This window comes from Vibrio sp. McD22-P3, assembly GCF_021568915.1.
Taxonomy (GTDB): domain Bacteria; phylum Pseudomonadota; class Gammaproteobacteria; order Enterobacterales; family Vibrionaceae; genus Vibrio; species Vibrio mediterranei.
The window spans coordinates 34299-60748 of sequence record NZ_JAKGTN010000009.1 but is presented as its reverse complement, the minus strand read 5'-3'; the positions used below and the strand labels follow the sequence as shown (position 1 = coordinate 60748).

19 protein-coding genes are annotated in these 26450 nt (G+C 45.7%); 6 read left to right on the top strand and 13 right to left on the bottom strand.

The window, feature by feature from the left end; translation table 11 throughout:
• The first annotated feature begins 86 nt into the window (after positions 1 to 86).
• Positions 87 to 866, top strand: coding sequence for a TSUP family transporter (locus L2W36_RS12135; RefSeq protein WP_062459860.1), 780 nt, complete (start codon positions 87 to 89; stop codon positions 864 to 866).
• Here the strand turns inward: L2W36_RS12135 and L2W36_RS12130 are convergent.
• The 12 genes from L2W36_RS12130 to gltB (L2W36_RS12075) form a co-directional block, all read right to left on the bottom strand.
• A complete protein-coding gene (locus L2W36_RS12130) occupies positions 808 to 1662 on the bottom strand; it encodes a LysR family transcriptional regulator (protein WP_268980716.1) in 855 nt (284 codons plus the stop codon). The genes L2W36_RS12135 and L2W36_RS12130 overlap by 59 nt on opposite strands.
• A gap of 31 nt (positions 1663 to 1693) precedes the next feature.
• On the bottom strand, positions 1694 to 2278 hold the full coding sequence (locus L2W36_RS12125; protein WP_236110205.1) for a flavodoxin family protein: 585 nt from the start codon (positions 2276 to 2278) through the stop codon (positions 1694 to 1696).
• 3 nt (positions 2279 to 2281) lie between these two features.
• The gene (locus L2W36_RS12120; protein WP_062459858.1) at positions 2282 to 3736 is read right to left on the bottom strand and encodes an ATP-binding cassette domain-containing protein; all 1455 of its coding nucleotides are present in this window, start codon (positions 3734 to 3736) and stop codon (positions 2282 to 2284) included.
• 115 nt (positions 3737 to 3851) lie between these two features.
• A complete protein-coding gene (locus tag L2W36_RS12115; protein ID WP_216610721.1) occupies positions 3852 to 4460 on the bottom strand; it encodes a TRIC cation channel family protein in 609 nt (202 codons plus the stop codon).
• A 112-nt stretch (positions 4461 to 4572) separates the two neighbouring features.
• On the bottom strand, positions 4573 to 5391 hold the full coding sequence (gene btuF, locus L2W36_RS12110) for a vitamin B12 ABC transporter substrate-binding protein BtuF (protein WP_236110161.1): 819 nt from the start codon (positions 5389 to 5391) through the stop codon (positions 4573 to 4575).
• Positions 5392 to 5395: 4 nt separating this feature from the next.
• Complete coding sequence (locus tag L2W36_RS12105) at positions 5396 to 6349, bottom strand: cobalamin biosynthesis family protein (RefSeq protein WP_236110160.1); 954 nt, start codon at positions 6347 to 6349, stop codon at positions 5396 to 5398.
• A 48-nt stretch (positions 6350 to 6397) separates the two neighbouring features.
• Positions 6398 to 7093, bottom strand: a complete 696-nt coding sequence (gene mtnN, locus L2W36_RS12100; RefSeq protein WP_006072892.1) for a 5'-methylthioadenosine/S-adenosylhomocysteine nucleosidase — start codon at positions 7091 to 7093, stop codon at positions 6398 to 6400.
• 85 nt (positions 7094 to 7178) lie between these two features.
• Complete coding sequence (locus tag L2W36_RS12095) at positions 7179 to 7619, bottom strand: DUF1499 domain-containing protein (RefSeq protein WP_236110159.1); 441 nt, start codon at positions 7617 to 7619, stop codon at positions 7179 to 7181.
• Between the two features lie 89 nt (positions 7620 to 7708).
• The gene (locus L2W36_RS12090) at positions 7709 to 9121 is read right to left on the bottom strand and encodes an FAD-dependent oxidoreductase (protein WP_236110158.1); all 1413 of its coding nucleotides are present in this window, start codon (positions 9119 to 9121) and stop codon (positions 7709 to 7711) included.
• 18 nt (positions 9122 to 9139) lie between these two features.
• A complete protein-coding gene (gene gltB, locus L2W36_RS12085) occupies positions 9140 to 13603 on the bottom strand; it encodes a glutamate synthase large subunit (protein ID WP_236110157.1) in 4464 nt (1487 codons plus the stop codon).
• Positions 13604 to 13974: 371 nt separating this feature from the next.
• Entirely contained in the window at positions 13975 to 15444 is a 1470-nt protein-coding gene (locus L2W36_RS12080; protein ID WP_236110156.1) for a glutamate synthase subunit beta, read from the bottom strand.
• Positions 15444 to 19991 carry a glutamate synthase large subunit gene (gltB, locus tag L2W36_RS12075; RefSeq protein ID WP_236110155.1) on the bottom strand — a complete coding sequence of 1516 codons (4548 nt, stop codon included), beginning with the start codon at positions 19989 to 19991 and terminating at the stop codon, positions 15444 to 15446. The genes L2W36_RS12080 and gltB (L2W36_RS12075) overlap by 1 nt, the downstream gene beginning before the upstream one ends.
• Before the next feature lie 526 nt (positions 19992 to 20517).
• On the opposite strand from gltB (L2W36_RS12075), the gene L2W36_RS12070 reads away from it, so the two are divergent.
• The 3 genes from L2W36_RS12070 (at position 20518) to L2W36_RS12060 (ending at position 24343) form a co-directional block, all read left to right on the top strand.
• Complete coding sequence (locus L2W36_RS12070; protein WP_236110154.1) at positions 20518 to 21456, top strand: TIGR01212 family radical SAM protein; 939 nt, start codon at positions 20518 to 20520, stop codon at positions 21454 to 21456.
• A 68-nt stretch (positions 21457 to 21524) separates the two neighbouring features.
• A complete protein-coding gene (gene arcB / locus L2W36_RS12065) occupies positions 21525 to 23876 on the top strand; it encodes an aerobic respiration two-component sensor histidine kinase ArcB (protein WP_236110153.1) in 2352 nt (783 codons plus the stop codon).
• On the top strand, positions 23873 to 24343 hold the full coding sequence (locus L2W36_RS12060; RefSeq protein WP_006072900.1) for a hypothetical protein: 471 nt from the start codon (positions 23873 to 23875) through the stop codon (positions 24341 to 24343). The genes arcB and L2W36_RS12060 overlap by 4 nt, the downstream gene beginning before the upstream one ends.
• Positions 24344 to 24413: 70 nt before the next feature.
• On the opposite strand, the gene arcA is transcribed toward L2W36_RS12060, so the two are convergent.
• The gene (arcA, locus tag L2W36_RS12055) at positions 24414 to 25130 is read right to left on the bottom strand and encodes a two-component system response regulator ArcA (RefSeq protein WP_006072901.1); all 717 of its coding nucleotides are present in this window, start codon (positions 25128 to 25130) and stop codon (positions 24414 to 24416) included.
• Between the two features lie 329 nt (positions 25131 to 25459).
• Between arcA and L2W36_RS12050 the strand changes: the two genes are divergently transcribed.
• Both L2W36_RS12050 and L2W36_RS12045 read left to right on the top strand, forming a co-directional pair.
• Positions 25460 to 25849, top strand: a complete 390-nt coding sequence (locus L2W36_RS12050; protein ID WP_236110152.1) for a DUF3293 domain-containing protein — start codon at positions 25460 to 25462, stop codon at positions 25847 to 25849.
• Positions 25850 to 25949: 100 nt separating this feature from the next.
• Complete coding sequence (locus tag L2W36_RS12045) at positions 25950 to 26432, top strand: putative 4-hydroxy-4-methyl-2-oxoglutarate aldolase (RefSeq protein ID WP_006072903.1); 483 nt, start codon at positions 25950 to 25952, stop codon at positions 26430 to 26432.
• Positions 26433 to 26450: the final 18 nt, after the last annotated feature.

Here is a 26450-nt window from a genome sequence, read left to right as displayed (position 1 = left end):
AGGGAATAGGTTTGTATCCATGATTTCGCTAGTGTTGATATTTGTCGCGAGTAAAATGAGACGATATTTCACGTTGAGTTAGCATAATGGAAGTTACGATAGAAATTCTTGGACTCCTATTCCTGGTGGCAGGATTAGCGGGCTTTATTGATGCGATGGCTGGTGGTGGCGGGTTACTTACTCTTCCTGCTCTCCTGTCAGTCGGCGTTCCCCCAACTCAAGCATTGGCAACTAACAAGTTACAAAGCTCATTTGGTAGCTTTTCGGCAACTTGGTATTTTGTGCGCAATGGTATTGTTGACCTCAAGGAAATGCGACTTGCGATTCTATGTACTTTTATAGGATCTGCAGTTGGTGCTGAATTAGTACAGCATATTGATGCAGGGGTGCTGACGAGCTTGATTCCAGTTTTACTGCTGGGGATTTCTCTGTACTTTTTGCTGGCTCCACAAGCAGGAGAGGGCGGTGGCAAACCTAAAATGTCAGAAACCCTATTTGCCTTTTCTGTAGGTACTGGTGTCGGATTTTACGACGGCTTCTTTGGACCGGGTACCGGTTCTATCTTTACCATTTGTTTTGTCGCCATCGCACAACTGTCGATTGTTCATGCGACAGCAAAAACCAAAGTGCTCAATTTTACTTCCAATCTAGCCGCATTAATCTTTTTCATTATTGCAGGCTTACCGGTTTGGGAAATCGGCTTAGTTATGGCAGTGGGCGGTTTTTTGGGTGCCAGAATGGGAGCTAAGGTCGTTGTATCTAAGGGGAAAAAATTCATCCGCCCATTGGTTGTGGTCATGTCAATGGTCATGGCATTGAAGCTACTTTGGGAACAGCATCCTCAATGGTTTCAATCACTGTTCTAACTCGTTCTAATTTCAGTGCCGAGGGACGATAAACAAGGTGCACGGGACGTGTCAACGTAGCAAGAAAATCGAAGTCAAAGCAAAGCCCTTCATCAATGTGAAGGGTTTTTATAATTGATAATGGAACCAAAGCGGCAGAGACACCTTTGATTGCCAACTGCGCTGCTGCAGTATACGAGTCCATCTGCATGCTAGGAATAATACCCGCTTGCTGAAGCAAGCCCGCTTGATAGGTATTCGCCGGATTGTTGAGGTCGTTAGTGATGAGCTTAGCGGGCGGTGCTGTAAGCGGTTGATGGCTCACGACTCGAAACGGTTCGTTAAATAGATGGGTAGCGTGCAGGCCAAGACGACTATTAAGATGCCCTGCACAGAGTCCAATCGCCGCGTCCCCAGCTTTAACGTGTTCAATGATTCGGGGCGTATGGTTGGTGGTAATGGTGAGGAATGGGTCTTTAAGCAGCAACGTGGGAAATACTTCACTGAGATAACCTGCCACTAAGGTTTCCGAACAATCCACACGAATAATCGTTTGATCATCAAGAGTCTGCTCTTCAGCAATTAATCCGCGAAGCTCATGCAGACTTGGACCAACACGGTTGATAAGAGAGAGAGCGTCAGGAGTCAGTTTTATTTGCCTCCCTTCTGGCTCGATTAATTTTTTACCAAGTTTTCTCTCTAGATTGGCTATTCGCTTACTGACCGCCGACTGGCTGATATATAGTCTGCTGCCAGTACGGCTCATGGTTTTTTCTTGTGAGAGCACGAGTAAGGTTTCAATGCCTTCCAATAGCATACGCTTTGATGAAAATTGGGAATGGATTTTATTATTCTAACATAACCTGACGACGACGTTGGTAGGCTAAGTCAGCAATTCGGCGACCAAAGTAATGTGCAGTTTCTAAGTCATTAGAGTGAACTTGCTCATTGTCATCGTAGCTTGCCACTAAGCCAATTGAGGAGCCTGTGCGGTTCAAAGCTTTGTTATCTGTGTGTTTTGAAACATCTAACCCTGCCCAAATCATACCGTGCTGGCAGGCTAAGGCAAAGAAACCAAGCAGCGTTTGTTGTTGCTCACCATTGAGACTACCGCCCATGGTAAATCCTGCGGCAAGCTTATTACGCCAATTGAGTTGGACATATTCATCGCTACTCGCATCCATAAACGCCTTAAATTGAGCGCTGGCCGAACCCATGTAAGTAGGACTTCCGAAAACAATAGCATCGAAATGCTTTAGTGATGAAAGTAAATGATTATTGACGTAACGACCCTCTTCAATATCACAGCTCTCAATCTCAAACAGAGTGGCACTATAGAGCGCACACTCGATGCCACTTTGAATGGCTTTTGCGAGTGCTCGTGTCGCTCCACTCTTAGAGAAGTAAACAATAGCGATGTTTGACATCTCAATCTCCTACATAGGCTGTGTGAGTTCAACGCGATAGTATTCATCGTCTTCATCTTTAATAAAATCGACAAAATAGTGAATGCTGTCTAGTTCATCTTCCACATAATGGGAGACATAGAGCAACTGGCTTAAGTTTTCTTTGGCTATCATATCGAGGGCATTCATCACCAGCTTACGACCTAGAAAATCAAGCCCTTGATAAGGCTCATCCAAGATAAGGATAGTAGGCTGCTTGATGATAGCTCGAGCAATTAAAAGGAGTCTTTGTTGACTATATTCGAGGGACTTAAAAGAACGGTCGTGCAAGTGCTCCATATGAAGCAGCGTTAACCACTCTTTCGCCGCATCTATCTGATTTTGGCTAGGCTTATCATAAAGTCCGATAGAGTCGAAAAAGCCCGATAGCAAGACTTCCAAGGCGCTGCAACTGACACGATATTGCAAGTGAAGTGCAGAAGAGACCATACCGGTATGCTGTTTGATGTCCCACACGGTTTCTCCGCTGCCGCGCTTCAAACCATAAATAAGAATGTCATTGCTATAACATTGTGGATGATCGCCAAAGATCATGCCGAGCAATGTACTTTTTCCACAACCGTTTGGTCCACGAACTTGCCAGTGTTCTCCATTGTTAATCTGCCAGTTCACGCCGGAGAATATTTTTTGGTCGACGTATTCTACGTGTCCGTCGGTAATTTTAACCAAGGGGTCTGGAAACTTCGATTGATGTTGATGCTTACGAATTAGCGCAAGCCATTGTTCGCTTTGCGCTGAAGATTGAGCCAGTAGCTGCGAAATGACAGGGTGAGCGCGCCATTGCTGGTAGCTTAGTTGTTCGGTCAATGTACCATCTTCAAACATGGCGACATGATTAACCCAAACAGGGATTTCATCTTCCCTTGAGGTGATCACCACCAATTGAATATGCAGTGATAGGTCGCGAAGGTAGTCGGCGAGCATCTTGCGATGCAACGTATCTAAGCCGACAAATGGCTCATCCAAAATAAGCAGTTTAGGTGAGGTTGCTAATGCTCTGGCTAACATAACGCGACGTGTTTCGCCGGTTGATAGTTGCTTAAAGCCTCGCTCTTTTAAGTGCAAAAGATCCAGCTCTTGAATCAACTGCTCTGCTACAGTTTCGTTGCTGGCAAACTCGGATACCAGTTGAGTCACGGTGCGACCAAAATCGATTCGATCCATAAAGTCGGTATCGTCATTGGCATTTTCCAGTTCAAGTAATCGCTGCTGCTCTGCTAAAGAAACTTGTGCAATGCCGGTTTGTAAACCAAGAATCTCCCCTTCTTTAGGAAAGATTTCTTGGCACAATAAGTCGCCCAATAAAGAGCCTACATTGCCTTGGGTTTCAAATACTGCCCAATGTTCACCAGATTGAATGCGCCAATCTGGAATAGAGATAGAACCAGCTTGGTCAAAAGAAACGTGATTGAAGATGACATCCATAGACTTTTCCCTGTCATTGGTCTGAGAGACGATGAATTAACCAACATACTAAAGCGAATGGGAAAAATGAAGAGTAAAAGCTAGAGATTGTTATCTCTAGCTTTTGGTAATCAGGTTACTTATCTAAAGCAAACGTAGGTAAGGATAAGTGCCAGCGAATAGCGCCTAAGCGAATAACCAGCGTTGCAACAATACAACACAAGAAGGCTACTTCTGAAGAAGCACCAAGTAACAGAGCTGAGGTATGGAAAACACCACCTATGATACAGGCTGTTGCGTATACCTCACGGCGCAGTACCATAGGAACCTCGCGAGCCAGTACATCCCGAATTATACCGCCACCGCATCCGGTAATTACTCCCATAATGACTGCAACCATATAGGAGTCTTGGAATAGCATTGACTTCTCAACCCCGATACCGACAAAAACCGCAAGACCAACGGCATCGCACACTGGTAACACATACCAAGGAAGTCGACGTGGATGGCGAATCAATAGCATGGTCAAAATACAGGTGATGAAAATGACCCAAAGGTAAGTGTTGTCGGTGATCCAGAAAACTGGCGTTGCACCGAGTGCCATGTCTCGAATCGTGCCGCCACCTATCGCAGTGACGCTACCGAGTACCATTACACCAAAAGGATCCATCCTGAGTCTTCCTGCGAGTATCACTCCTGATATCGCAAACACTGCCGTACCAAATAAGTCGACCAAATAGAGCATGGAGTCCACAGCTAGTTTCTCACTGAAGCATAAAAGGAAAGTTCGCCAATTTTACGGGATTTAACGATTGCGCCTAGTGGTTCGTAGCTGAATGTGATCTATCTCTCAATTATTATTGAGTTCTTACCTGATCCAGATACTGGCAAACCTGTTGTATGGCTAGAAGTGTTCTTGGTGTTGGTCTGTTTAGCCAGTCAGACGTCAATGACCACACATGATGTTGGCTAACGGCTGGTAACTCCTGCTGCCACTTGTGCCACATGGTGCCGTTTTTAATGGCATGCTCTGAAGTAAAAATGGCTTGAGGCTGGCGAACTATTACCTGTTCAGGGCTGACTTGTGGATAGGGGGCTTTGCTATCGGCAAAAATATTTTCACCACCACAAAACTCAAACACTTCGCTCGGCCAACTGCCTTGCGCTAAGGTGATAATGGGCTTTTCACTTAGCTGGTAAAAGTAGCGAACGGGTGTTTCTGTGTCATATTTTTGCTTTAACTGCGCTAAACCTCGACGAAACTCTTTGGCTGCGTTTAAGCCAATGGAAGGGTCATCGGCATATTGGCTTAATTTCTCGATGTTGATAGCGATATCATCGAGAGTTTTGGTTTGTGAGTAAAATAGGTTAAATCCCAGCTTTTCTAGTTTCTCCAATTCACGTGCAGGGTTTCCCGCAGGCCAGACAAGAATGAGGTCAGGTTGCATCGCCACGATTCGTTCCAATTTGATACCTTGGTAATTGGCCACTCGCTCCAACTCTTTCGCTTGCTCTGGATAGTCACTGTATTCACTTACTGCGATAAGCTTATCACCAAGTCCTGCGGCATACGCCAGTTCCGTAGCATGAGGAGCTAAACTGATAATACGTTGTGTGTCTGCTAGAGCATGTTGAGTTGCCAAAAAAGTAATGGCAAGTATGAGCCAATTCTTCATGAAATTAGAAACCTCTGTGAATGATAAACATGACTAGGCTCTGCATCACTAGCCAAAAATAGATACGCCAAGCAATGTGTTTCTGCAACAAGGCCAAGTGATAAGCCGACGGTGCTACTTTTCCGCCGATACGTGCTCGCTGAAGTTTTTCACCTTGATAGATAGCTGGCCCACCAAGAGCAAGCTCAAAACGGTGTGCACAGCCACTGATGAGCCAAGCCGTGACTGGGTTATGCCACGATTTAGCTTGCATTATGGCGTGTTTAATAGAGGTAATGGGCAGACCAGCAAACATGAGTATTGAAAACAGCTTCTGGGGTGCGAAATCCAACAGTGAAAATAGCCAAGCAATAGGTTTACCGAAACTAGCAAAGCCTTTTTGGCTAGGACTCCAATTGCGAGCGAGCTCTAAAGTCAGTCGATACAGCAAGGCGCCAACACCACCACTAACGCCGTACCAAAACAGCACGCCGACTACGTTTCTAGCATAACTCAGAAGTAGCGTTTCAGAGCCTGCTTTGCCTATGCCCAGAAGCGATAGATTGTTGGTCTCTCGGTTTACTTTGGTTGAAAGCAGTCTACGCGCATTGGCTTTATCTTCTTGAGCGAGGGCATTAATAAGTTTGTGGGCGTACTGTTCGTTGTTGCGCCAATCAATGGCCAAGAGAAGCAAGGCTAATTGATAGAATTCTGGCTTCCAAACTAATGGCTCAAGAGCCCAAAGTACTAGGCCAGTGGGGACTAACATTAGTAACAGGGCAAGCCAACCCGCAAGGTGCTGTTGCTCGTTTGTTGACGATGGAGAATTGCTTTTATCTGCCACTAGCGCAGCAATCTGTTGCCAAAATCGAACAGGATGAGCGGCGGAGGGGATTGGAATTAGCAGATGAAATAACAGCGCACTCCACATTACCAGCAGTGCGCCATTTCCATATAAACTCTCTAGAAAAGAGCTCATTCAGCAGTCCTTGCGTTTTATTTCCCTTAGGAGGCTTAAGTTGAAGGGTTACTTAAGCAAATCCACCATATTTACTACCATTTCAGACGAGCTTTGTGCTGCCAAAGGTAGGAATTCTTCGAAGCTCATTGGTGACTCTTTGTCTGCCACGTCAGAGATAGCACGTACCACGACGAAAGGTGTATTGAACTGGTGGCAAACTTGTGCGATAGCTGATGCTTCCATCTCGACAGCGATAACACCAGGGAAGTTTTTACGGATAGTTTCTTGACGTTCTGGACGACATACAAACTCATCACCAGTACAAATTAGACCACGTACTGCGTGCTTATCTTTCATCTGTGCAAGCGCTTGTTCTGCTGTTTCCATCAATTTAGCGTCGGCAGCGAAGGCCGCTGGTTGACCCGCCATCTGACCAATTTCATAGCCAAATGCCGTCACATCAGCGTCGTGATGACGAACTTCAGTGGAGATGACGACATCTCCTAGGTTTAGTGAAGACTCAAAGCCACCTGCAGAACCTGTGTTAATAACCACATCAGGTTGGTAATCGCTAAGAAGAATCGTTGTTCCTACTGCTGCCGCTACCTTGCCAATACCTGACTGTAGCAAGACAATGTCTGCACCGTTAAGTTGACCAGTAAAGAAGGTGCAACCGCCTTTTTTAGTTTCAACAAGGTTTGTTAATGCTGATTTTAGGATGGAAACTTCTTGCTCCATTGCGCCGATTACGCCGATTTTCATAGAGATTCTCTCAGGTTGGAAAACGTATTTGGCGTGCAGTATAGCAATAGTCTTTGCACAGCCCAACCATTGCTATAGCAATTACTCAAGGGTTTGCTTCAATCAGTCCTGATTCGATCAACTTGAGGCGAAATGCTTCAACTCTTTCACGGTTCACGTCAAAGTCGTAATAGCCAATTCTAGCTTCGGAGCGAACCAATAATTGGTCTCCTTCAATTTTTAGCTCCATATCATCGACATAGCGAAAAACACTGGAGGTGTATTCAACCCGCAGATAATTGCCTTCTTTGGCCGCAACTTCGGCATTCGGAAGGGTTAGGGCGATTTGTTCTATCTGATTGATATTGGTGTTTGGCGTTAATGTGAATGGGGCAAGTGTAAACTCTTCTCGGCTATCTTGGGTTGAAACACACCGAGGGCTATCGCCACAGGGCTGCTCTGTCCGGTCCGTTGTTGTTTTATAACCTGCACCGCATGCGGTTAGGATCATCACTGAAGAAAGCGTAAGCCACTTGGGTAATGTCATAATCATCCCTTAAACAAAAGCCCAGCTAGGCTGGGCTAAGAAAACAATGGTCATTCTGATTGATGAAGATCGGAATGGCGTGTCTGGTGTTAGACCTCTAAGAAGTCTAGTATGCCTTCTGCCGCTTTGCGCCCTTCGTCAATGGCAGTAACCACGAGATCTGAACCACGAACTGCATCACCACCAGCGAAGATCTTCTCATTGGTCGTCTGATACATAAATTCTTGAGAGGCTGGAGCTTTGATCCGTCCCCATTGATCGAGTTCTACACCGTAAGGTTCAAGCCATGACATCTGGTGCGGTTGAAAACCGAACGCCATGATAACAGCATCAGCGGCAAGAACGTGTTCACTGCCTTCTACTGGTTCTGGACGACGACGACCAGCCTCATCGGGCTCACCTAGTGCCGTTTTCACTACTTTAACGCCGCATGTGTTGCCATTGGCATCCACCTCTATGCCTAGAGGCTGCAAGTTGAACATAAAGTTCACGCCTTCTTCACGAGCATTTTTTACCTCGCGTCGGGAGCCCGGCATGTTAGCCTCATCTCGTCGATAAGCACAGACAACGCTACTAGCTCCTTGGCGAATAGACGTTCTGACACAGTCCATAGCTGTATCACCACCACCAAGAACGACCACTTTTTTACCTTTCATATCAATGAAAGGATCAGAGGCTTCCAACTCCATAACTTTGTAGGTGTTGGAAATCAAAAATGGTAGGGCATCAAATACACCAGATGCCTCTTCATTTGTCAGACCTGCCCGCATGTTTTTATAAGTACCGACACCTAAAAATACCGCATCATAGTCTTTGACTAGTGTTGCCATGTCGATATCTTTGCCCACTTCAGTATTGAGCTGAAACTCGACGCCCATTTCGCTAAAGATTCGACGTCGGTTTAACATGACATCCTTTTCCAACTTGAACGATGGGATACCGAATGTCAGCAGTCCGCCGATTTCTGGGTAGCGGTCAAAGACAACGGGCTTAACACCATTACGAACTAGGATATCGGCAGCGGCGAGTCCCGCCGGGCCTGCACCTATGATAGCTACCTTCTTGTCCGTCCACTCCACATGGGACATATCCGGCTTCCAGCCCATTTCAAAGGCTTTGTCGGTAATGTATTTCTCGACATTACCTATAGTAACGGCACCAAAATCTTCGTTGAGTGTACACGAGCCTTCACAAAGGCGATCTTGTGGACAAACTCGCCCGCAGACTTCAGGTAGACTGTTGGTTTGATGTGATAGCTCGACAGCCTCAATGATTCGTCCCTCATTCGCCAGTTTAAGCCATTGAGGGATATAGTTATGAACGGGGCATTTCCACTCACAATAAGGGTTACCACAGTCAAGACATCGGTCTGCTTGAGCGGTTGCTTGTTGCTTCGTAAAGGGTTCGTAAATCTCTACAAACTCAATTTTGCGAACCTTGAGCGGCTTTTTAGCCGGGTCGACGCGGTTCACATCAATAAATTGGTATACGTTCTGGCTCATAATTCTGGCTCCTTCCAATTATTGTGCTTGAACGCGCAGTTCAGCGGCGCTTCTGCTTTGATGACCAAGTAGTGTGCGTAAATCCGCAGCTTTTGGTTTGACTAGGTAGAACTTTGGAATCCATTCATCAAAGTTCGCCAGAATATTCTCAGCATGCACAGAGCCGGTTTCTTCTAAATGCTCGGCAATCAGTCCACGAAGGTGTTCTTGGTGAATATAGAGATCGGATAAAGAGATAGCTTCGACAGATTCGGTGTTCACACGTCCTTCAAAATCCTCGTTAGTATCCATTACATAGGCAAAGCCGCCCGTCATACCCGCACCGAAGTTCACGCCTGTTGCACCTAGAATCGCCACGATGCCACCAGTCATATACTCACAAGCGTTGTCGCCTGCCCCTTCGATCACTGCAATGGTGCCTGAGTTACGGACACCAAAACGCTCGCCAGCGGTCCCAGCGGCGAACAATTTACCGCCAGTGGCGCCATACAAACAGGTGTTACCAATGATAGTGGCTTCATTACAAGTGAATGTTGTACCGACATGCGGCTTCACGACCAGCTTACCGCCAGCCATGCCTTTGCCTACATAGTCGTTAGCATCACCGGTTAGATAGATTTCAACACCACCCGCGTTCCATACCCCAAGAGACTGACCCGCTGTACCATCGAGGTAAAGCTTAATAGGGCGACTCGCCATCCCCTGGTTGCCATAACGTTTAGCTACTTCACCTGAGAGTCTCGCTCCTGCAGAGCGATCGGTATTACGGATATCAAAGTAGAAGCTACCACCTGATTTAGCCTCGACCGCAGCTTGCGTTTCTTCGACAATCTTTTGGTTTAGCAGTGCTTTATCAAACGGCTGATTTGGCTCTGTCCAGTACAAAGGCAGCGAAAGAGGTGAGATAGGGGCCTCCAAAATATTCGACAGGTCAAGCTTGGCTTGTTTCGCGGTCATACCTTCGAGACTCTCGAGCAGATCAGTACGACCGATAAGGTCAGTAAGCTTTTCTACTCCTAACTGAGCGAGTAACTCTCTTACTTCATCAGCAAGACCTGTGAAGTAGTTGACCACCATTTCAGGTAAGCCCTTAAAGTACTCTTTTCGTAAGGTCTCATCCTGAGTGGCTACGCCCGTGGCACAGTTATTCAAGTGACAAATACGTAAGAACTTACAGCCCATAGCCACCATTGGTGCAGTACCAAAGCCAAAGCTTTCCGCACCTAAAATTGCAGCTTTGACTACATCAAGCCCTGTTTTAAGACCGCCATCAACTTGAAGACGAATCTTGTGTCTTAAGTTGTTGGCAACAAGAGCTTGTTGAGTTTCAGCCAGACCGAGTTCCCAAGGACAACCTGCGTATTTGACCGACGTTAGTGGACTCGCCGCAGTGCCGCCATCGTAGCCGGAAATAGTGATAAGATCGGCGTAGGCTTTTGCTACTCCTGTTGCGATAGTGCCAACTCCCGGCTCAGACACCAACTTAACTGACACGAGCGCATTTGGGTTGACTTGTTTAAGGTCGAAAATCAGCTGTGCTAAATCCTCAATAGAATAGATATCGTGGTGAGGAGGTGGGGAAATCAAGGTAACACCTTGTACTGAATGGCGCAGTTTGGCAATCTCCGCTGTCACTTTATGGCCAGGAAGCTGTCCGCCTTCACCGGGTTTAGCACCCTGAGCAACTTTGATTTGCAATACATCGGCATTAGTCAAATAGTGCGGCGTGACACCAAAACGTCCAGAGGCAATTTGTTTAATGCGAGAGTTACGATTAGTGCCAAATCGACGCGGATCTTCGCCACCTTCACCTGAATTGGAATATCCGCCAAGCTTATTCATCGCCATGGCCAGTGCTTCATGAGCTTCTGGGCTTAAAGCACCAATGGACATTGCAGCAGAGTCGAAACGTTTATACAGCTCTGAATTCGGCTCGACTTTGTCTAGTGCCAGTGGTGAGTCTGACTTTTTAAGCGCCATCATATCGCGCAGCATAGACACAGGACGTTCATTTACTTGTTTGGCAAACGTCTGATAATCAGATGATTCACCACTTTTCACTGCTTTTTGCAGCGTACCAACAACATCTGGGTTGTAGGCGTGGTATTCGCCGTCATGAACATATTTTAGTAGTCCACCGTGCTCTACAGGCTTGCGTTTTGCCCATGCTTTTCTAGCTAGGTTAAACAGGTCTTGTTGGAAATCTTCGAAGTTTGCACCTTGAATACGAGTAGTCACTCCCTTGAAGCAAAGATCGACGATGTCGGTGTGCAGACCAACGGCTTCGAACAGCTGAGAGCAGCGATAGGAGGCTACGGTGGAAATGCCCATTTTGGACATAATTTTATACAGACCTTTATTGATACCGTATTGATAGTTTTGCATCACGTCTCGGTAGCACTTATCAATAGCACCATCATCGATCAGTTTACCAAGTGCTTCGTAGGCCAAATAAGGGTAGATAGCCGTAGCGCCGAAACCAAGCAATACAGCAAATTGGTGAGGGTCTCGGGCCGTTGCAGTTTCAACGATAATATTGGCGTCACAACGTAAGTTGGCTTCGATTAAACGAGTTTGCACCGCGCCGACGGCCATTGCTGCCGGAATAGGTAGTTTTCCTTTGACTAGAGCTCGATCTGAAAGAACCAATAAAACGGTTCCTTGCTTGATGACGCTCTCGGCACTATCGCAAAGGTCAAGCAGAGCTTGCTTGAGATCTTTCTCATTTGGGTCGTAATTAATGTCCAAAATAGTATTGCGATAGTGCTTATCACTCAGCTCTAACAGTTGCTGCATATCAGAGTAAAGGAGTACTGGAGAGTCGAATGTGACTCGATAAGCGTGACCATCGGTCTCACAAAATACATTCATCTCTTGACCAACACTGGTCGCCAATGACATCACATGCTTTTCGCGCAGTGGATCAATTGGTGGGTTGGTGACCTGAGCAAATTTCTGACGGAAATAGTCGGTGACCAAGCGCTCTTTAGAAGAGAGGACTGCCATTGGGGTATCATCACCCATAGAGCCGACGGCTTCTTGGCCCATATCACCTAAAACACGTAATACCTGATCCGTCTCTTCGTTCGTCATAGCGAACTGCTTTTGATAGGTTTTCAGCAGGGGTTCATCAAAACTGCGAGCTCCGACTTGGTCGTCCGGTAATTCACTAAAGGAGGTCAGTTTGTGGACGTTGTTTGCCATCCACTCTCGGTAAGGATGACGGCTCTTTAGATCGTTATCTATGTCTTCTGAGTGCCATAGCTCACCTTGTTGAGTATCGACAACAAGCAGCTCGCCGGGGCCAACGCGACCTTTCTCTGCAACTTCATCAGGCGCGTAGTCCCAGATGCCCACTTCAGACGCCAAGGTAATCAAATTGTCTTTGGTAATCACGTAACGCGCTGGACGCAGGCCATTTCTATCTAGGTTACATGCGGCATAGCGACCATCTGATAATACGATCCCAGCGGGTCCATCCCATGGCTCCATGTGTTTGGAGTTGAAGTCATAGAAGGCACGCAAATCAGGATCCATATCTGGGTGATTTTGCCATGCTGGTGGCACAAGCATACGCATGGCACGGAAGATATCCATACCTCCAGACAGGAACAGATCCAGCATGTTATCTAAGCTGGATGAATCTGAGCCAGTCTCATTCACGAATGGCGCAGCGGTTTGTAAGTCAGGCAGGAGAGGTGATGCGAACTTGTAGGCACGCGCTTTTGCCCATTGTCTATTCCCCTCAATAGTATTGATCTCACCATTGTGCGCCAAATATCTGAATGGCTGTGCTAATGGCCAGCGAGGTTGAGTATTCGTTGAGAAACGTTGGTGGAATAGGCAGATCGATGACTCCATGCGGAGATCAGCAAGATCGAGATAGAAGCGTGGAAGATCAGCTGGCATGCACAGCCCTTTGTAGACGATCACTTGCGTCGATAAGCTACAAATATAGAAATCTTCATCATCGATGATGCGCTTTTCAATGCGACGTTTGGCTATATATAAGCGTCGTTCAACATCTTGTTCACGCCAACCTGCGGGTGCAGAAATAAAGACTTGAACGATGTTAGGTACCGAGCTCAGTGCGATTGGACCAAGTACGTCATCATTGGTAGGAACGTCTCGCCAACCGGAAACAGTGAGTGTTTCCTGTGACAATTCTTGGTTGATGATATCTTTCGCTGACTGCGCTTTTACCGGGTCTTTGGAAAGAAATAGCATGCCTACGGCGTATTGTTTGCCGAGGTTCCAACCATTTTCTTCTGCGATGAGTTTAAAATAAGAATCCGGTTTTTGGAGTAGTAGGCCACATCCGTCGCCTGTTTTTCCATCTGAGTTGATACCGCCACGGTGAGTCATGCGGTCTAATGCTGAGATTGCGGTGCGAACCAGTTTGTGGCTGGGCTGACCTTGCATATGCGCAATAAGACCAAATCCACAGTTGTCTTTTACAAGACTTGGATCGTAAAGAGCCATTGCCTTTCTCCCTTTGAGCTTGCTGTCATCCTGACAGTAAATTAATGCTTTTTAATGACTTTTTGTTGTTATTTGCGTCAAATTTTTAGAATTTATAAACTTAACAAATTGTATCTATTCTATTTTCACGAACTTCACAACGTATAGCTTATGGCGATAAAGGTCAAGTTTTCAGAAATTTGTTGTGTATGATTCAGAAATTCAAACGATTTATCTGCGATAAGTGACAAGTCATTGCTGTGAAATAGTGAGAAGGTTAACAGTTTGTTGGGGTTGCAATGAAGACGGACACAAAAAAGGCCAGCAAACTGCTGGCCAAATTAGGAAGGAATACTGTTAGTTACTTATTGGTGTAACCAGACAGACAACCTTTAGGCTGAAAGCATTAATGAATCTGCTTTCGCTTCAAGGTTGGTGTTGCCCATAAGGTATTCATCGATGGCACGTGCACACTCACGTCCCTCGTTGATGCAACGCACGACCAGAGACTGACCAGTACGCATATCACCTGCGGCAAAAACACCTTGCTGGTTGGTTTGGAAACCTTGTGACGCTACGTTTCCTCGCTCATCCAGTTTGATATCAAGTTGTGCTAATACGCCCGTTGGTTCTGGGTGTAAGAAGCCCATTGCTAGGAATGCCATATCACAAGGAATGACACGCTCAGAGTTAGCCACTTCTTCAAAACTTGGGCGTTCACCTGGCGCTGCGTCTTTCCATACGATGTCAGCAATACGAAGACCTGTTACTTGACCTTCATCGTTACCGATGAATTCTTTTGTCAGGATATTCCAATGACGGTCACAACCTTCTTCATGAGAAGTGGTTGTTTTCATAATCATTGGGTATTGAGGCCAAGGCATATTCGCAGGGCGTTTTTCTGGTGGAATCGGCATGATTTCGACCTGAGTAACACTCTCCGCTTTATGACGGTTTGATGTACCAACACAGTCAGAACCTGTATCGCCACCGCCGATAACCACAACGTGCTTATTTTTAGCGTGGATTTCTTCGCCTTTCAGATCCATATCGTTAGCACGACGGTTATTCTGAGCAAGGAACTCCATAGCGAAATGTACGCCTTTAAGTTCACGTCCAGGAACAGGTAAGTCACGAGGAACGGTAGATCCACCTGTTAACAGCACCACATCAAACTCTTGGCGCAGTTGCTGAGCATTAACATCAACGCCCACATGTTGGTTTACTTTAAACTCAACGCCAGCTTCTGCCATCAGATTGATCTTACGGTCAATGATGTCCATACCCAGTTTGAAATCTGGGATGCCGAAGCGAAGTAGGCCACCCACTTTCTCATCGCGTTCAAATACAGTCACAGAGTGACCTGCACTGTTGAGCTGTTCAGCGGCAGAGAGACCAGCAGGGCCAGAACCGATGATAGCAACAGTTTTACCAGAACGAGAACGTGGCGTTTTCGGTTTTGCATAACCTTCGCGGTATGCTGTTTCAACGATAGTTTTCTCGATATTACAGATGGTGATAGGGTCTTGGTTAATACCCAGTACACAAGCACTCTCACAAGGAGACGGACAGACGCGACCTGTAAACTCAGGGAAGTTGTTAGTAGAACTTAGGATGTTCCAAGCTTCTTCCCAGCTATCACGATATACGGCATCGTTGAACTCTGGGATGATATTGCCGATTGGGCAACCACTGTGGCAGAACGGCACGCCACAATCCATACAACGAGAAGCCTGAGTATTGATTTTGTCGCCAAACTCTTCGTTTAGTACGAACTCTTTGTTGTCTTCAATACGAACGGCTGGGTCGAGCTTCTTTGGAAGCTCGCGACCATGTTCTAAAAATCCAGTAGGCTTACCCATTATACTGCCTCCACTTCTTCCGTTTGAGCTTGCTCAGCTTCTGCTTTGCGCTTTTGAAGTACCGCTTTGTAATCACGCGGCATAACCTTAACGAGTGACGCTAGGCTTACTTCAAAGTTATCTAAGAACGACTGAGCGACTTCACTTCCTGTGAACTCTACATGCTTAGTCAGCATATCTTTAAGTAGTTCGCGATCTTCTTGTTCGATTGGGTCTAGGTCGACCAATTCAGGGTTTAGCTTGGTTTCAAAATCACCCGCTGTATCCCAAACGTAGGCAACACCGCCACTCATACCAGCCGCAAAGTTACGTCCTGTCGAACCAAGGATGATGGCCGCACCGCCAGTCATGTATTCACAACCGTGGTCACCAACACCTTCAACAACGACTTTAGCACCAGAGTTACGTACACAGAAACGCTCACCAGCCATACCGCGAATGAAGGATTCACCAGACGTTGCACCGTAGAAACATACGTTACCAACCACGATATTATCTTCAGCGACAATCGTTGATTTCGCATCAGGGTAGAGTACTAACGTACCGCCTGACAGACCTTTACCCCAGTAGTCGTTCGCATCGCCTTCCACTTCAAACTTAACGCCTTTAGCAAGGAAAGCGCCGAATGATTGACCTGCGCTGCCAGTGAACTTCACGTTCATTGGTTGAGGTAGACCTTGGTCCTTGTAGACTTTAGAAATCTCATTCGACAGCATGGTACCAGCTGAACGGTCGGTGTTGATGATAGGGAACTCAGCATTTACGGCTTCGCCCTTCTCAAGTGCTGGAATCGCTACTTGAATTAACTTACGGTCCAGAACCTGTTCTAGGTTGTGGTTTTGTTCCGTTTGGTTGTAAACGCCATCTTGCTCACGAGCCTGTTCAATATGTAGTACAGGTGTTAGGTCGAGGTTCTTATATTTCCAGTGACCAATATCTTCACGAACTTTTAGTTTGTGAGATTGACCCACCATCTCATCGATAGTGCGGAAACCAAGTTCAGCCATCACTTCACGTAAGCCTTCAGCCATGTATTGGAAGAAGGTAACAACATCTTCTACGCGACCATCGAAGCGCTCACGTAGTGTTTTGTTTTGTGTTGCGATACCCACAGGGCAGGTGTTCTTATGACACTTACGCATCATGATACAGCCTTCAACCACAAGCGCTGCGGTTGCGACGCCCCATTCTTCAGCACCAAGTAGAGTTGCTACCGCAAGGTCACGTGGCGTTTTCATCTGACCATCAGATTGAACCACGATACGGTTACGTAGACCGTTCTTCAGAAGCGTTTGGTGTGTTTCTGCCAAACCAAGCTCCCAAGGAAGCCCTGTATGGCGAATTGAAGACATTGGTGAAGCACCAGTACCACCGTCGAAGCCCGCAATCAGGACAACGTCAGCTTTCGCTTTTGCAACACCTGAGGCGATAGTACCTACACCCGCTTCTGATACTAGCTTCACGTTAACGCGACCCGCGCGGTTAGCGTTTTTCAAGTCGTAGATCAGCTGTGCCAAATCTTCGATTGAGTAGATATCGTGGTGTGGTGGTGGTGAAATCAAGCCAACTCCTGGCGTTGAGTGACGAGTCGCACCGATCCAATCATCGACTTTATCACCAGGAAGCTGACCACCTTCACCTGGCTTAGCCCCTTGAGCCATCTTGATTTGTAGCTCATCAGCGTTAGTTAAGTAGTAAGACGTGACACCGAAACGACCGGATGCAACCTGCTTAATTGCTGAGCGTTCCCAGTCACCGTTTTCTTTACGTTCGAAACGAGTTGGATCTTCACCGCCTTCGCCTGAGTTAGACTTAGCACCGATACGGTTCATGGCTACAGCAAGTGTTGAGTGAGCCTCGTAAGAGATAGAACCGAATGACATCGCACCTGTAGCAAAGCGCTTCAGAATGTTTTCAATTGGCTCAACTTCTTCCAGCGGAATGGAGCCAGCTGGGTTCTTAACGAAGTCTAATTGGCTACGCAGAGTCGCAGCGTTATCGCCTTGGTCATCGACGGCTTTCGCATACTTCTTAAACTGAGAGTAATCTTTGTTGCGAGTTGACTCTTGCAGTAGGGAAATAGTTTCTGGGTTAAACAGGTGCTTTTCACCACGCTGTTTCCACTGATAAACCCCACCCACATCAAGAACTTGAACTGGAATTTCACGTGTTGGGAAACCAATACGGTGACGAACCAAGACTTCTTTGGCGATATCATCGATGGTAAGGCCTTGAATACGTGAAACCGTACCCGTGAAATACTTCTCAACTACAGACTTACTGATACCTAGCGCTTCGAAGATTTGTGCACCATGGTAAGACTGAAGTGTGGAGATGCCCATTTTCGAGAAAATCTTTAATAGGCCGCCGTTGATCGACTTACGGTAGTTCTCGAACAGCTCAGAGATGCTGGTTTCTGGATCCAGTTTTTTAGTGCGTTGTAGCTCAACCATGGTCTCGATAACGAGGTATGGGTTAACCGCGTTTGCACCATAGCCAACAAGCGTTGCAAAGTGGTGCGTTTCACGAGCATCGCCAGTTTCTACTACGATGTCACACTTGGCACGCAAGCCTTTGCGGATTAGGTGGTGGTGAACCGCGCCTACCGCCAGCATCGCTGGGATAGCGGCATGGTTAGAGTTGATAGCTCGGTCAGTTAACAGAATGATTGAGTAACCATCGATAACCGCATCTTCTGCGTATTGACAGATACGTTTTAGTGCGCGCTCTAGCTTACCTTCGTCTTCACTTGCTTGGAAAACGATATCCAGAGTTTTCGCTTGCAGGTGCTCATTATCGATAGCACGCAGCTTCTCAAGTTCAGAGTTAGATAGAACTGGGGACTCTAGCTCAACTTTTTGGCAGTGCTCCGGAGATTCCGATAGCAGGTTCTGATCTTTACCAAGGTAAGTGTTCAGAGACATCACCATACGTTCACGAATCGGGTCGATTGGTGGGTTGGTAACCTGAGCGAATAGCTGCTTAAAGTAGTTAGATAGATGTTGTGACTGGTGCGAAAGGATCGCTAGTGGCCAGTCAGCACCCATTGCAGACAATGGCTCTTTGCCATCTTTTGCCATAGGTACAATGATTTCGTTCACTTCTTCTGAGCTAACACCAAACGCTTGCTGTTTGTGGAGTAGCTTTTCAGGAGAAGGTTGGCTGAACTCGTTGCTCGCGTCTGGAAGCTTTTTAAGGCTTAGCAGGTTTTCTTCCACCCATTTCTGGTATGGCTGAGCACTTGCGATGCCATCTTTCACTTCTTCATCAGAGATGATGCGACCTTGCTCTAGGTCAGCAACGAAGATACGACCAGGTTGCAGACGACCACGGAACTCAACATTTTCTGGCTCAATGTCGACAACACCAGATTCTGATGCCATCACCAAGAAGTCATCTTTAGTCACGGTATAGCGCGACGGGCGCAGACCGTTACGGTCAAGCGTTGCACCTACCTGAACACCGTCAGTAAAGCACACCGATGCAGGTCCGTCCCATGGTTCCATTACGTTCGCGTGATACTGGTAGAATGCACGACGTGTTGGGTCCATGTTTTTGTTTTCTTGCCATGCTTCAGGGATCATCATCATCAACGCATGTGGCAGGCTACGACCAGAAAGAACCAGGAGCTCTAGTGCCATATCGAAGTTTGATGAATCCGAGCTGCCTTCTTGACAGATCGGGAGCAGCATGTCGATTTCTGCTTGTGTGAACAAGTCAGATTCGATGATAGCTTCACGAGCCTTCATCCAATTCAAGTTACCGCGAACTGTGTTGATTTCACCGTTGTGGGCAATATAACGGAAAGGCTGCGCTAGGCGCCATTTCGGGAAAGTATTGGTAGAGAAACGAGAGTGAACCAGTGCAAGCGCTGTCACCATCGTTGGATTTTGTAGATCTAGGAAGTACTGAGGTACTTGCTCAGTAGTGAGCTGGCCCTTGTAAACCAGTGTCTTGTACGACATTGAATTGATGTAGAAGTCATCACCAATGTTAGACACACTTTCTAAGCAAACGCGTACTGTGTAGTTACGTAACACGTAAAGCTTACGTTCTAGCTCTTCAGGCGTACAGCCCGGACCACCAGAAACGAATACGTGTTCGAATTGTGGCTCAGTGCTCAATGGATCAGCACCAATCATTGAGTTGTCAGTTGGTAAGACACGATATCCAATTACTTCCAACTCTAAACGTTGTGCATTGCGCTCTAGAATGTCACGACATTGTGCGCGTTTGTGCTCGTCTTTCGGGAAAAGAACAACACCGACACCGTATTTCTCAAAAGAAGGCAGCTTAATACCAAGCTTAACAGCTTCTTCCAAAAGAAATTCATGGGGCTTCTGAAGTAGGATACCTGCGCCATCGCCACTGCATGGATCGCAGCCTTGACCGCCACGGTGTTCCATGCGCGCTAGCATATCCAGGGCTTGGGTCACTACTTCGTGTGATTTACGGTTTTTTAGGTGAGCAACAAAACCGATACCACAAGCGTCATGCTCCAACTCTGGAGTATACAGACCTTGTGTATTCTGCTCTCTATCTACCATAGATACTTCCTTCCAGTTTAATCTAGGCACAACTTGAGTGTGTGATTGTGCCTTGTCCTTTGTAATTTTGATTCTTGACTGCCAGAGGGGGCAGTTTTCGAGTCCATTCTGCATCTCGCAGGAAAAGTGTTGCGAGAAAAACATTCCGTGGTGATATTCAATGTCATCTTTCCACAATCCAGTGGAATATGTTGGTGGGAGTAGAATATCAACCTTCAATCTACTAATTCGTACTGTAATAAAAACGGCAAAAACAGCAGAATTGTGTAAGTATCCTACAATTTTGCGCTGTGTAATTCCAACGAAAGTTACGTCTGTTCCACATTTTTTTTATCTAATTTTGAATATATCTAATAACATACATGCAACATTTGCCGTTTTTCTGTTGTTTTTATGAATATTTATTGATTTTGGTTAAGCATGCTTTTCCCGCTCGTTGATACGATGCATGGTTTTCTTTTGCAGGGATGTAATTTAGTTTCACTAATTAGAGTGAGATTCATTCTTATTAATAGGTTTTTCGAACATGCAATTACATGAGTTGGTGAATACCATCGGCCAAGATCTCCAGCGTCGATACGGTGAAAAAGTTCACAAACTGACCCTGCACGGTGGTTTTAGCTGCCCTAACCGAGACGGCACGATAGGTCGTGGTGGTTGTACATTTTGTAATGTTGCCTCCTTTGCAAGTGAAGAGACACAGATTCAATCCATTCATGAACAGCTCACGGATCGTGCTGGTGAAGTGAAGCGCGCAAAGAAGTATCTCGCTTATTTTCAGGCTTACACCAGCACTTATGCAGAAGTACAGGTGTTGAAAAACATGTACGAAGAAGCACTTAAGTATGCTGACATTGTCGGATTGTGTGTCGGAACGCGCCCTGATTGTGTTCCTGAGTCCGTAGTAGAGCTTTTGGCTGGGTATGTCGAGCAAGGATATGAAATTTGGTTGGAGCTAGGGCTACAAACGGCTCACGATCACACACTTAAACGCATAAATCGAGGCCATGATTTTGCTGTGTACGATGAAATCACCCGACGCGCTCGTGCACTTGGAATCAAGGTATGTACACATCTTATCGTCGGTCTGCCAAATGAATCAAAGCAAGATAACCTTGTTACTCTAGACAAGGTGCTGGCCACCGGAACGGATGGCATTAAATTGCACGGTTTACATATTGTTGAAGGCAGTACGATGGCTAAGGCGTGGCGTGCTGGTAGATTAGAAGCGCCAACGCTAGAGTTTTACTTAGATGTGGCCAGTGAAATGATTCGTCGTACGCCAGCAGAGATCATTTTTCACCGCGTCTCCTCTTCCGCGCGAAGACCGACCTTGTTGTCGCCACTTTGGTGTGAGAACCGTTGGTTAGCGATGACAGAGCTAGGCCGAGTGTTAACCAAAGAAGGCCAACAGGGCTCATTGACTCTGAATCCGTTTATTTATCACAAACCTGTTCTCAAATAATTCTACTACCGTGTGAAGCTACTGGCTTAATGATAGACTTAGGTCAGTTGTAACGCACGGAGTGCTGAATGAAACCTATCAAAAACCTCGCTCAATATTATGTCGACTTGTTAGTAAAGCTCGGCATTGTTCGTTTTTCTATTCTTCTCGCATTGGCTTTGGTGGCATTAGCCGTTGTGGTTCAGGTGGGTATTACCCTTGTTTTGAATGGGCGTGTAGATGACATAGATATTGTCCGTTCGGTATTTTTCGGTCTGCTTATTACTCCGTGGGCTGTGTATTTTCTCTCTGTTGTTGTCGACCAGTTGGAAGAATCACGTCAGCGTCTCTCTAAGATGGTTTCTAAACTAAAAGACATGCGTTCGCGTGACCAAGATTTGAACCACAAGCTGCAACAAAATATCCGCAAACTCAATCAAGAGATTGAAGAGAGACAAAAAGCGGAGGAAGCGCGTGAAGAGGCGATGAAGGATCTAGAAAATGAGGTGTTTCAACGTGAACGTACTCAACTCGAGCTGGCTGAACGAACCGCTTTACTGCGTTCATTTATTGATGCTTCTCCCGACTTGATCTATTACCGCAATGCGGAAGGTGTCTTCTCTGGTTGTAACCGGGCGATGGAAGAGTTGACTGGTCGAAAAGAAAAAGAGCTAGTGGGTTTGACGCCATGGGACGTTTACTCTGAAGAGATCGCTAAACAAGTTGTTGAAACCGACCATAAAGTGATGGGTGATAACCAAGCACTGACGTATGAGCAGTGGTTAGAGTACCCAGATGGCAAGAAATGTTTCTATGAACTGCGTAAGGTGCCGTTCTATAGCAAAGATGGTAAGCACCTTGGGCTGGTTGGTTTTGGTCGTGATATCACCGAGCGTAAGCGTCATCAAGAGTCATTAGAGAAAGCGAGTCGAGACAAAACAACGTTTATTTCGACCATTAGTCATGAGCTGCGTACACCGTTAAATGGCATTGTCGGTTTGAGCCGAATGTTACTTGATAGCCATCTAAATACTGAACAGCGTAAGCACATGCAAACTATTAACGTCAGTGCCATCACGCTAGGCCATATCTTTAATGACATAATTGATATGGATAAGTTTGATAGACGTAAGCTTGAGCTTTTCCCTGAACCACTGAACTTTGAAGACTTTGTCACTGAACTTGAGAGCATTTCGGCTCTTATGGCGGAGCAGAAAGGGTTACGATTTGATCTTGAGCGTTTAACGGATCTCCCAGAAGGCGTGGTAGTCGATGCGACGAGACTGCGTCAGGTGATTTGGAATCTGGTTAGCAACGCCATGAAGTTCACTAAGCAGGGTGGCGTTGTGATGACCATCAGTGCGGATATTGAAGATAATTATGCTCATATCATTATCGAAGTTGAAGATACTGGAATAGGTATTCCTCAGCACGAACTTGATAAGATCTTCGCTATGTATTATCAGGTGAAGTCAGGGAAAGACAATTTACATGCTGTGGGCACCGGAATTGGTCTTGCGGTTTCTAAGCAACTGATAAAGATGATGGATGGTGACATCACGGCAGACAGTGAAGAAGGGTTTGGAAGTACATTTACGGTATCCATCAATGTCCCTTGTGCTGATAAACAACAATTGGCTCCAGTAGAAGTGAAGCAACAAGGTAGTCTCAATATTTTCTTACTGGAAGATATTGAGTTGAACATTACGGTCGCACGTTCGCTGTTGGAAAGCTTAGGACATACAGTCAGTGTTGCAATGACGGGCGAAGAAGCCATCGCGACGTTTAAGCCAGAAGAGTATGACCTCGCGTTGCTCGATATTCAGTTACCTGATATGACGGGCTTTGATGTTGCACAGAATTTTAGGGAGCACTACACACAATTGCCTCCTTTGGTCGCTTTAACGGCGAATGTGCTAAAGGATAAACAAGAGTACCTAACAAAAGGTATGGATGACGCTATCAGTAAGCCACTGAGTGTTAAAGCACTCACGGAAGTCATTAACAAGTTTGCTGGCGATGAAGAGTCTACTGACGTTGAGGAAGCAACCGTAGTTGAGAAAACAGATATTAATGACGAACTGTTTAACCGACTTTTAGATTTCGATATGTTGGACTCTTATGTTGATATTGTCGGCACCAAACCTGTGTACGATAGCATCACTATGTTCGAGCAAATGATGCCAGACTATCTCGAGATACTGGATTCGAACATGACTGCGAAAGATCAATCCGGTATTGCCTCTGAAGCACATAAGATTAAAGGTGCTGCTGGATCTATTGGCTTAAAACGCATTCAATCAGTTGCCCAGAAGGCTCAGTCTCCGGATATGCCAGCATGGTGGGAGAACATTGAAGATTGGGTTGAAGAGATAAAAAACGAATATCACAATGATATTCAAGTACTTAAAATGTGGTTGGAAAGTAAGGAATCAAAATGAAGAAAATACTCACAGCACTAGCACTTTCTGCAGCTTTAGCCGGTTGTGCAACCTCTCCAGCGACAGACTCAAAAGTATGGATGACGGGAAATACTGCTATGGTTGAACAGCAGACTGTTCGTCTAGAGTCGAACCTTTGGATCGATATGATGCCAAAAATTGGTGAAACGACTGCACTGGTAAAAGAACAAACTCTTCACGGTGCATTAAACCTAGTGACTGACACGCAGCTACCAGCTGATATGGATGTCGCTATGGTGGTATTGAAACAAGGTGATGTGTCTTGGGAGTTTGAAGGTGATGACTTTGAACTGCGAAATCACTCAGAGAATCAGTGGGAAGTGGCGTTTAACTGGCAGTTAGAAGTCAACATTACTAAGCCAGTAGATGTGGCTGTGCAGCTGGTTGGTGGCGATAAACAAACTTGGGTTGTCAACAAACAAGTGAATGTGGATACGGTGTATTGATTGAGGCTGAATCGCTTACATTAAAAAAGGGACGCATAGTGCGTCCCTTTTGCTATTCGTTAGAAGATGATTATTCTTCTAGATCGCCACAGAAGCGGTAGCCTTCACCGTGGATAGTTGCGATGATTTCTGGAGTACCTGAAACCGACTCAAAGTGTTTACGGATACGACGAATCGTTACATCTACAGTGCGATCGTGTGGTTTAAGCTCACGACCAGTCATCTTCTTAAGAAGATCGGCGCGAGTTTGAATCTTACCTGGGTTCTCACAGAAGTGCAGTAGAGCACGGAACTCTGAACGAGGTAGCTTGTAGCCGTCGCCACTTGGGCTAACTAGTGAGCGACTATTGATATCAAGAACCCAACCGTTGAACTCATATTTCTCAACGCTGCGTTTTTCTTCAGTAGCGGCACTTGTGCTCATTGAACGAGTTAACAGGTTACGTGCACGGATAGTTAATTCACGAGGGTTGAATGGCTTAGTGATGTAATCATCAGCGCCAATCTCTAAACCTAGAATTTTATCCACTTCGTTGTCACGACCAGTCAAGAACATTAATGCTACATTAGCTTGCTCACGAAGTTCACGAGCTAGTAGTAAACCGTTTTTACCAGGAAGGTTGATATCCATGATAACAAGGTTTACAGAGTTCTCAGACATGACTTGGTGCATTTCCTGACCGTCGCTGGCCTCGAATACAGCATATCCTTCTGCTTCAAAAATGCTTTTAAGGGTGTTACGGGTTACTTGCTCATCTTCAACAATAAGAATCTGCGGGCTTTGCATCGGCGGTACCTAATTTAAACTTGTGATAATTCTGTCGCTAGTAGAATAAATTCTAGGCAAAAAGTTAACATATAGGTAATGTTTCTTAGATGTTTACTCAAAATCGTAGAAACAGTTACAGGTTAAGTCGCCTTCCGTGATGTTGCCAAAAAAACGAGAAATCCCTTAAATCTCTTATTATTCTGCTATGTCATTGAGGCGAATTCTATAATGTTAACAGCATGCTAACAATGGTCAAATGTTAATTCCATGCACTTTGTTGATTTAAATCAATAGCGCCTTTGTAACAAATATTAATAGTATTGGGCAAATACAACAATTTAGATAATATGAGTATTGATGCACACTTGTGGCGTGCCTATTCAGAAATTCGCATAGAATTTATCACTGAGTGGGACTGCAAAAATTACGTGATCATAACGGCTTGGAACCCACAGAGTCGTAAACTGTCTAACGAATTAAATTGCATAAAAAACCTCGACTTAGAGCAAAGGCTCAAAATCTATGACTACCAAAATGTTAAGGTGGGGAACCCGAGTTTCAGCTGGGTTGAAGACAGCTTTGCGGTAGAAATGACTTTAACGCAAGGCTGTGAGTTAGCGCAAAAATATCAGCAAAATGCCATTTATTGGGTAGAAAATGGTGTACTGTTTTTGGTTTCCTGTGATGAGAGTCAAACGCAAAAAAAATTAGGCCTATTGGGTGATTTCTTACGTTAGCAGAAAAAATTACCGGATAGGCGATAAAGGATTTTAATTTAATGCTCTTCTAAAGACTTGCTACTAGCATGGCGATTGAGCAAAAAATCACGGAGGAAAAATGAGAGATATCACACCTGATATTTGTGACCAACACGAAGATAAAGTCATGTTGCTGAATTTGCCACTGCAAAATTTCGGGCAACGCGCCGCGTTCTGGGGAGAGATTGTAACGGTACGCTGTTACCACGATAACTCAATGGTGCGAGAAGTGTTAGGGCAAAATGGTACAGGCAAAGTACTCTTTGTTGACGGTAATGGTTCTTGTGCCAAAGCACTGCTTGGGGACCAACTCGCGATTATGGCAATAGAAAACGGATGGGAAGGCGTGATTGTGAATGGCGCAGTTCGCGACGTGGCGGCTATGGCGGAAATGGATCTGGGAGTGAAAGCGCTAGCGGCATGTCCTTTCAAAACAGAAAAACGTGGAGCAGGTCAAATCAACGTTACATTAACGATGAACAACCAAATCGTTCAACCTGGGCATTACGTTTATTCTGATTGGAATGGGGTATTGATCGCTAAAGAAGCATTAGAGTTTTAAAGCGCAATCATGCTTGAA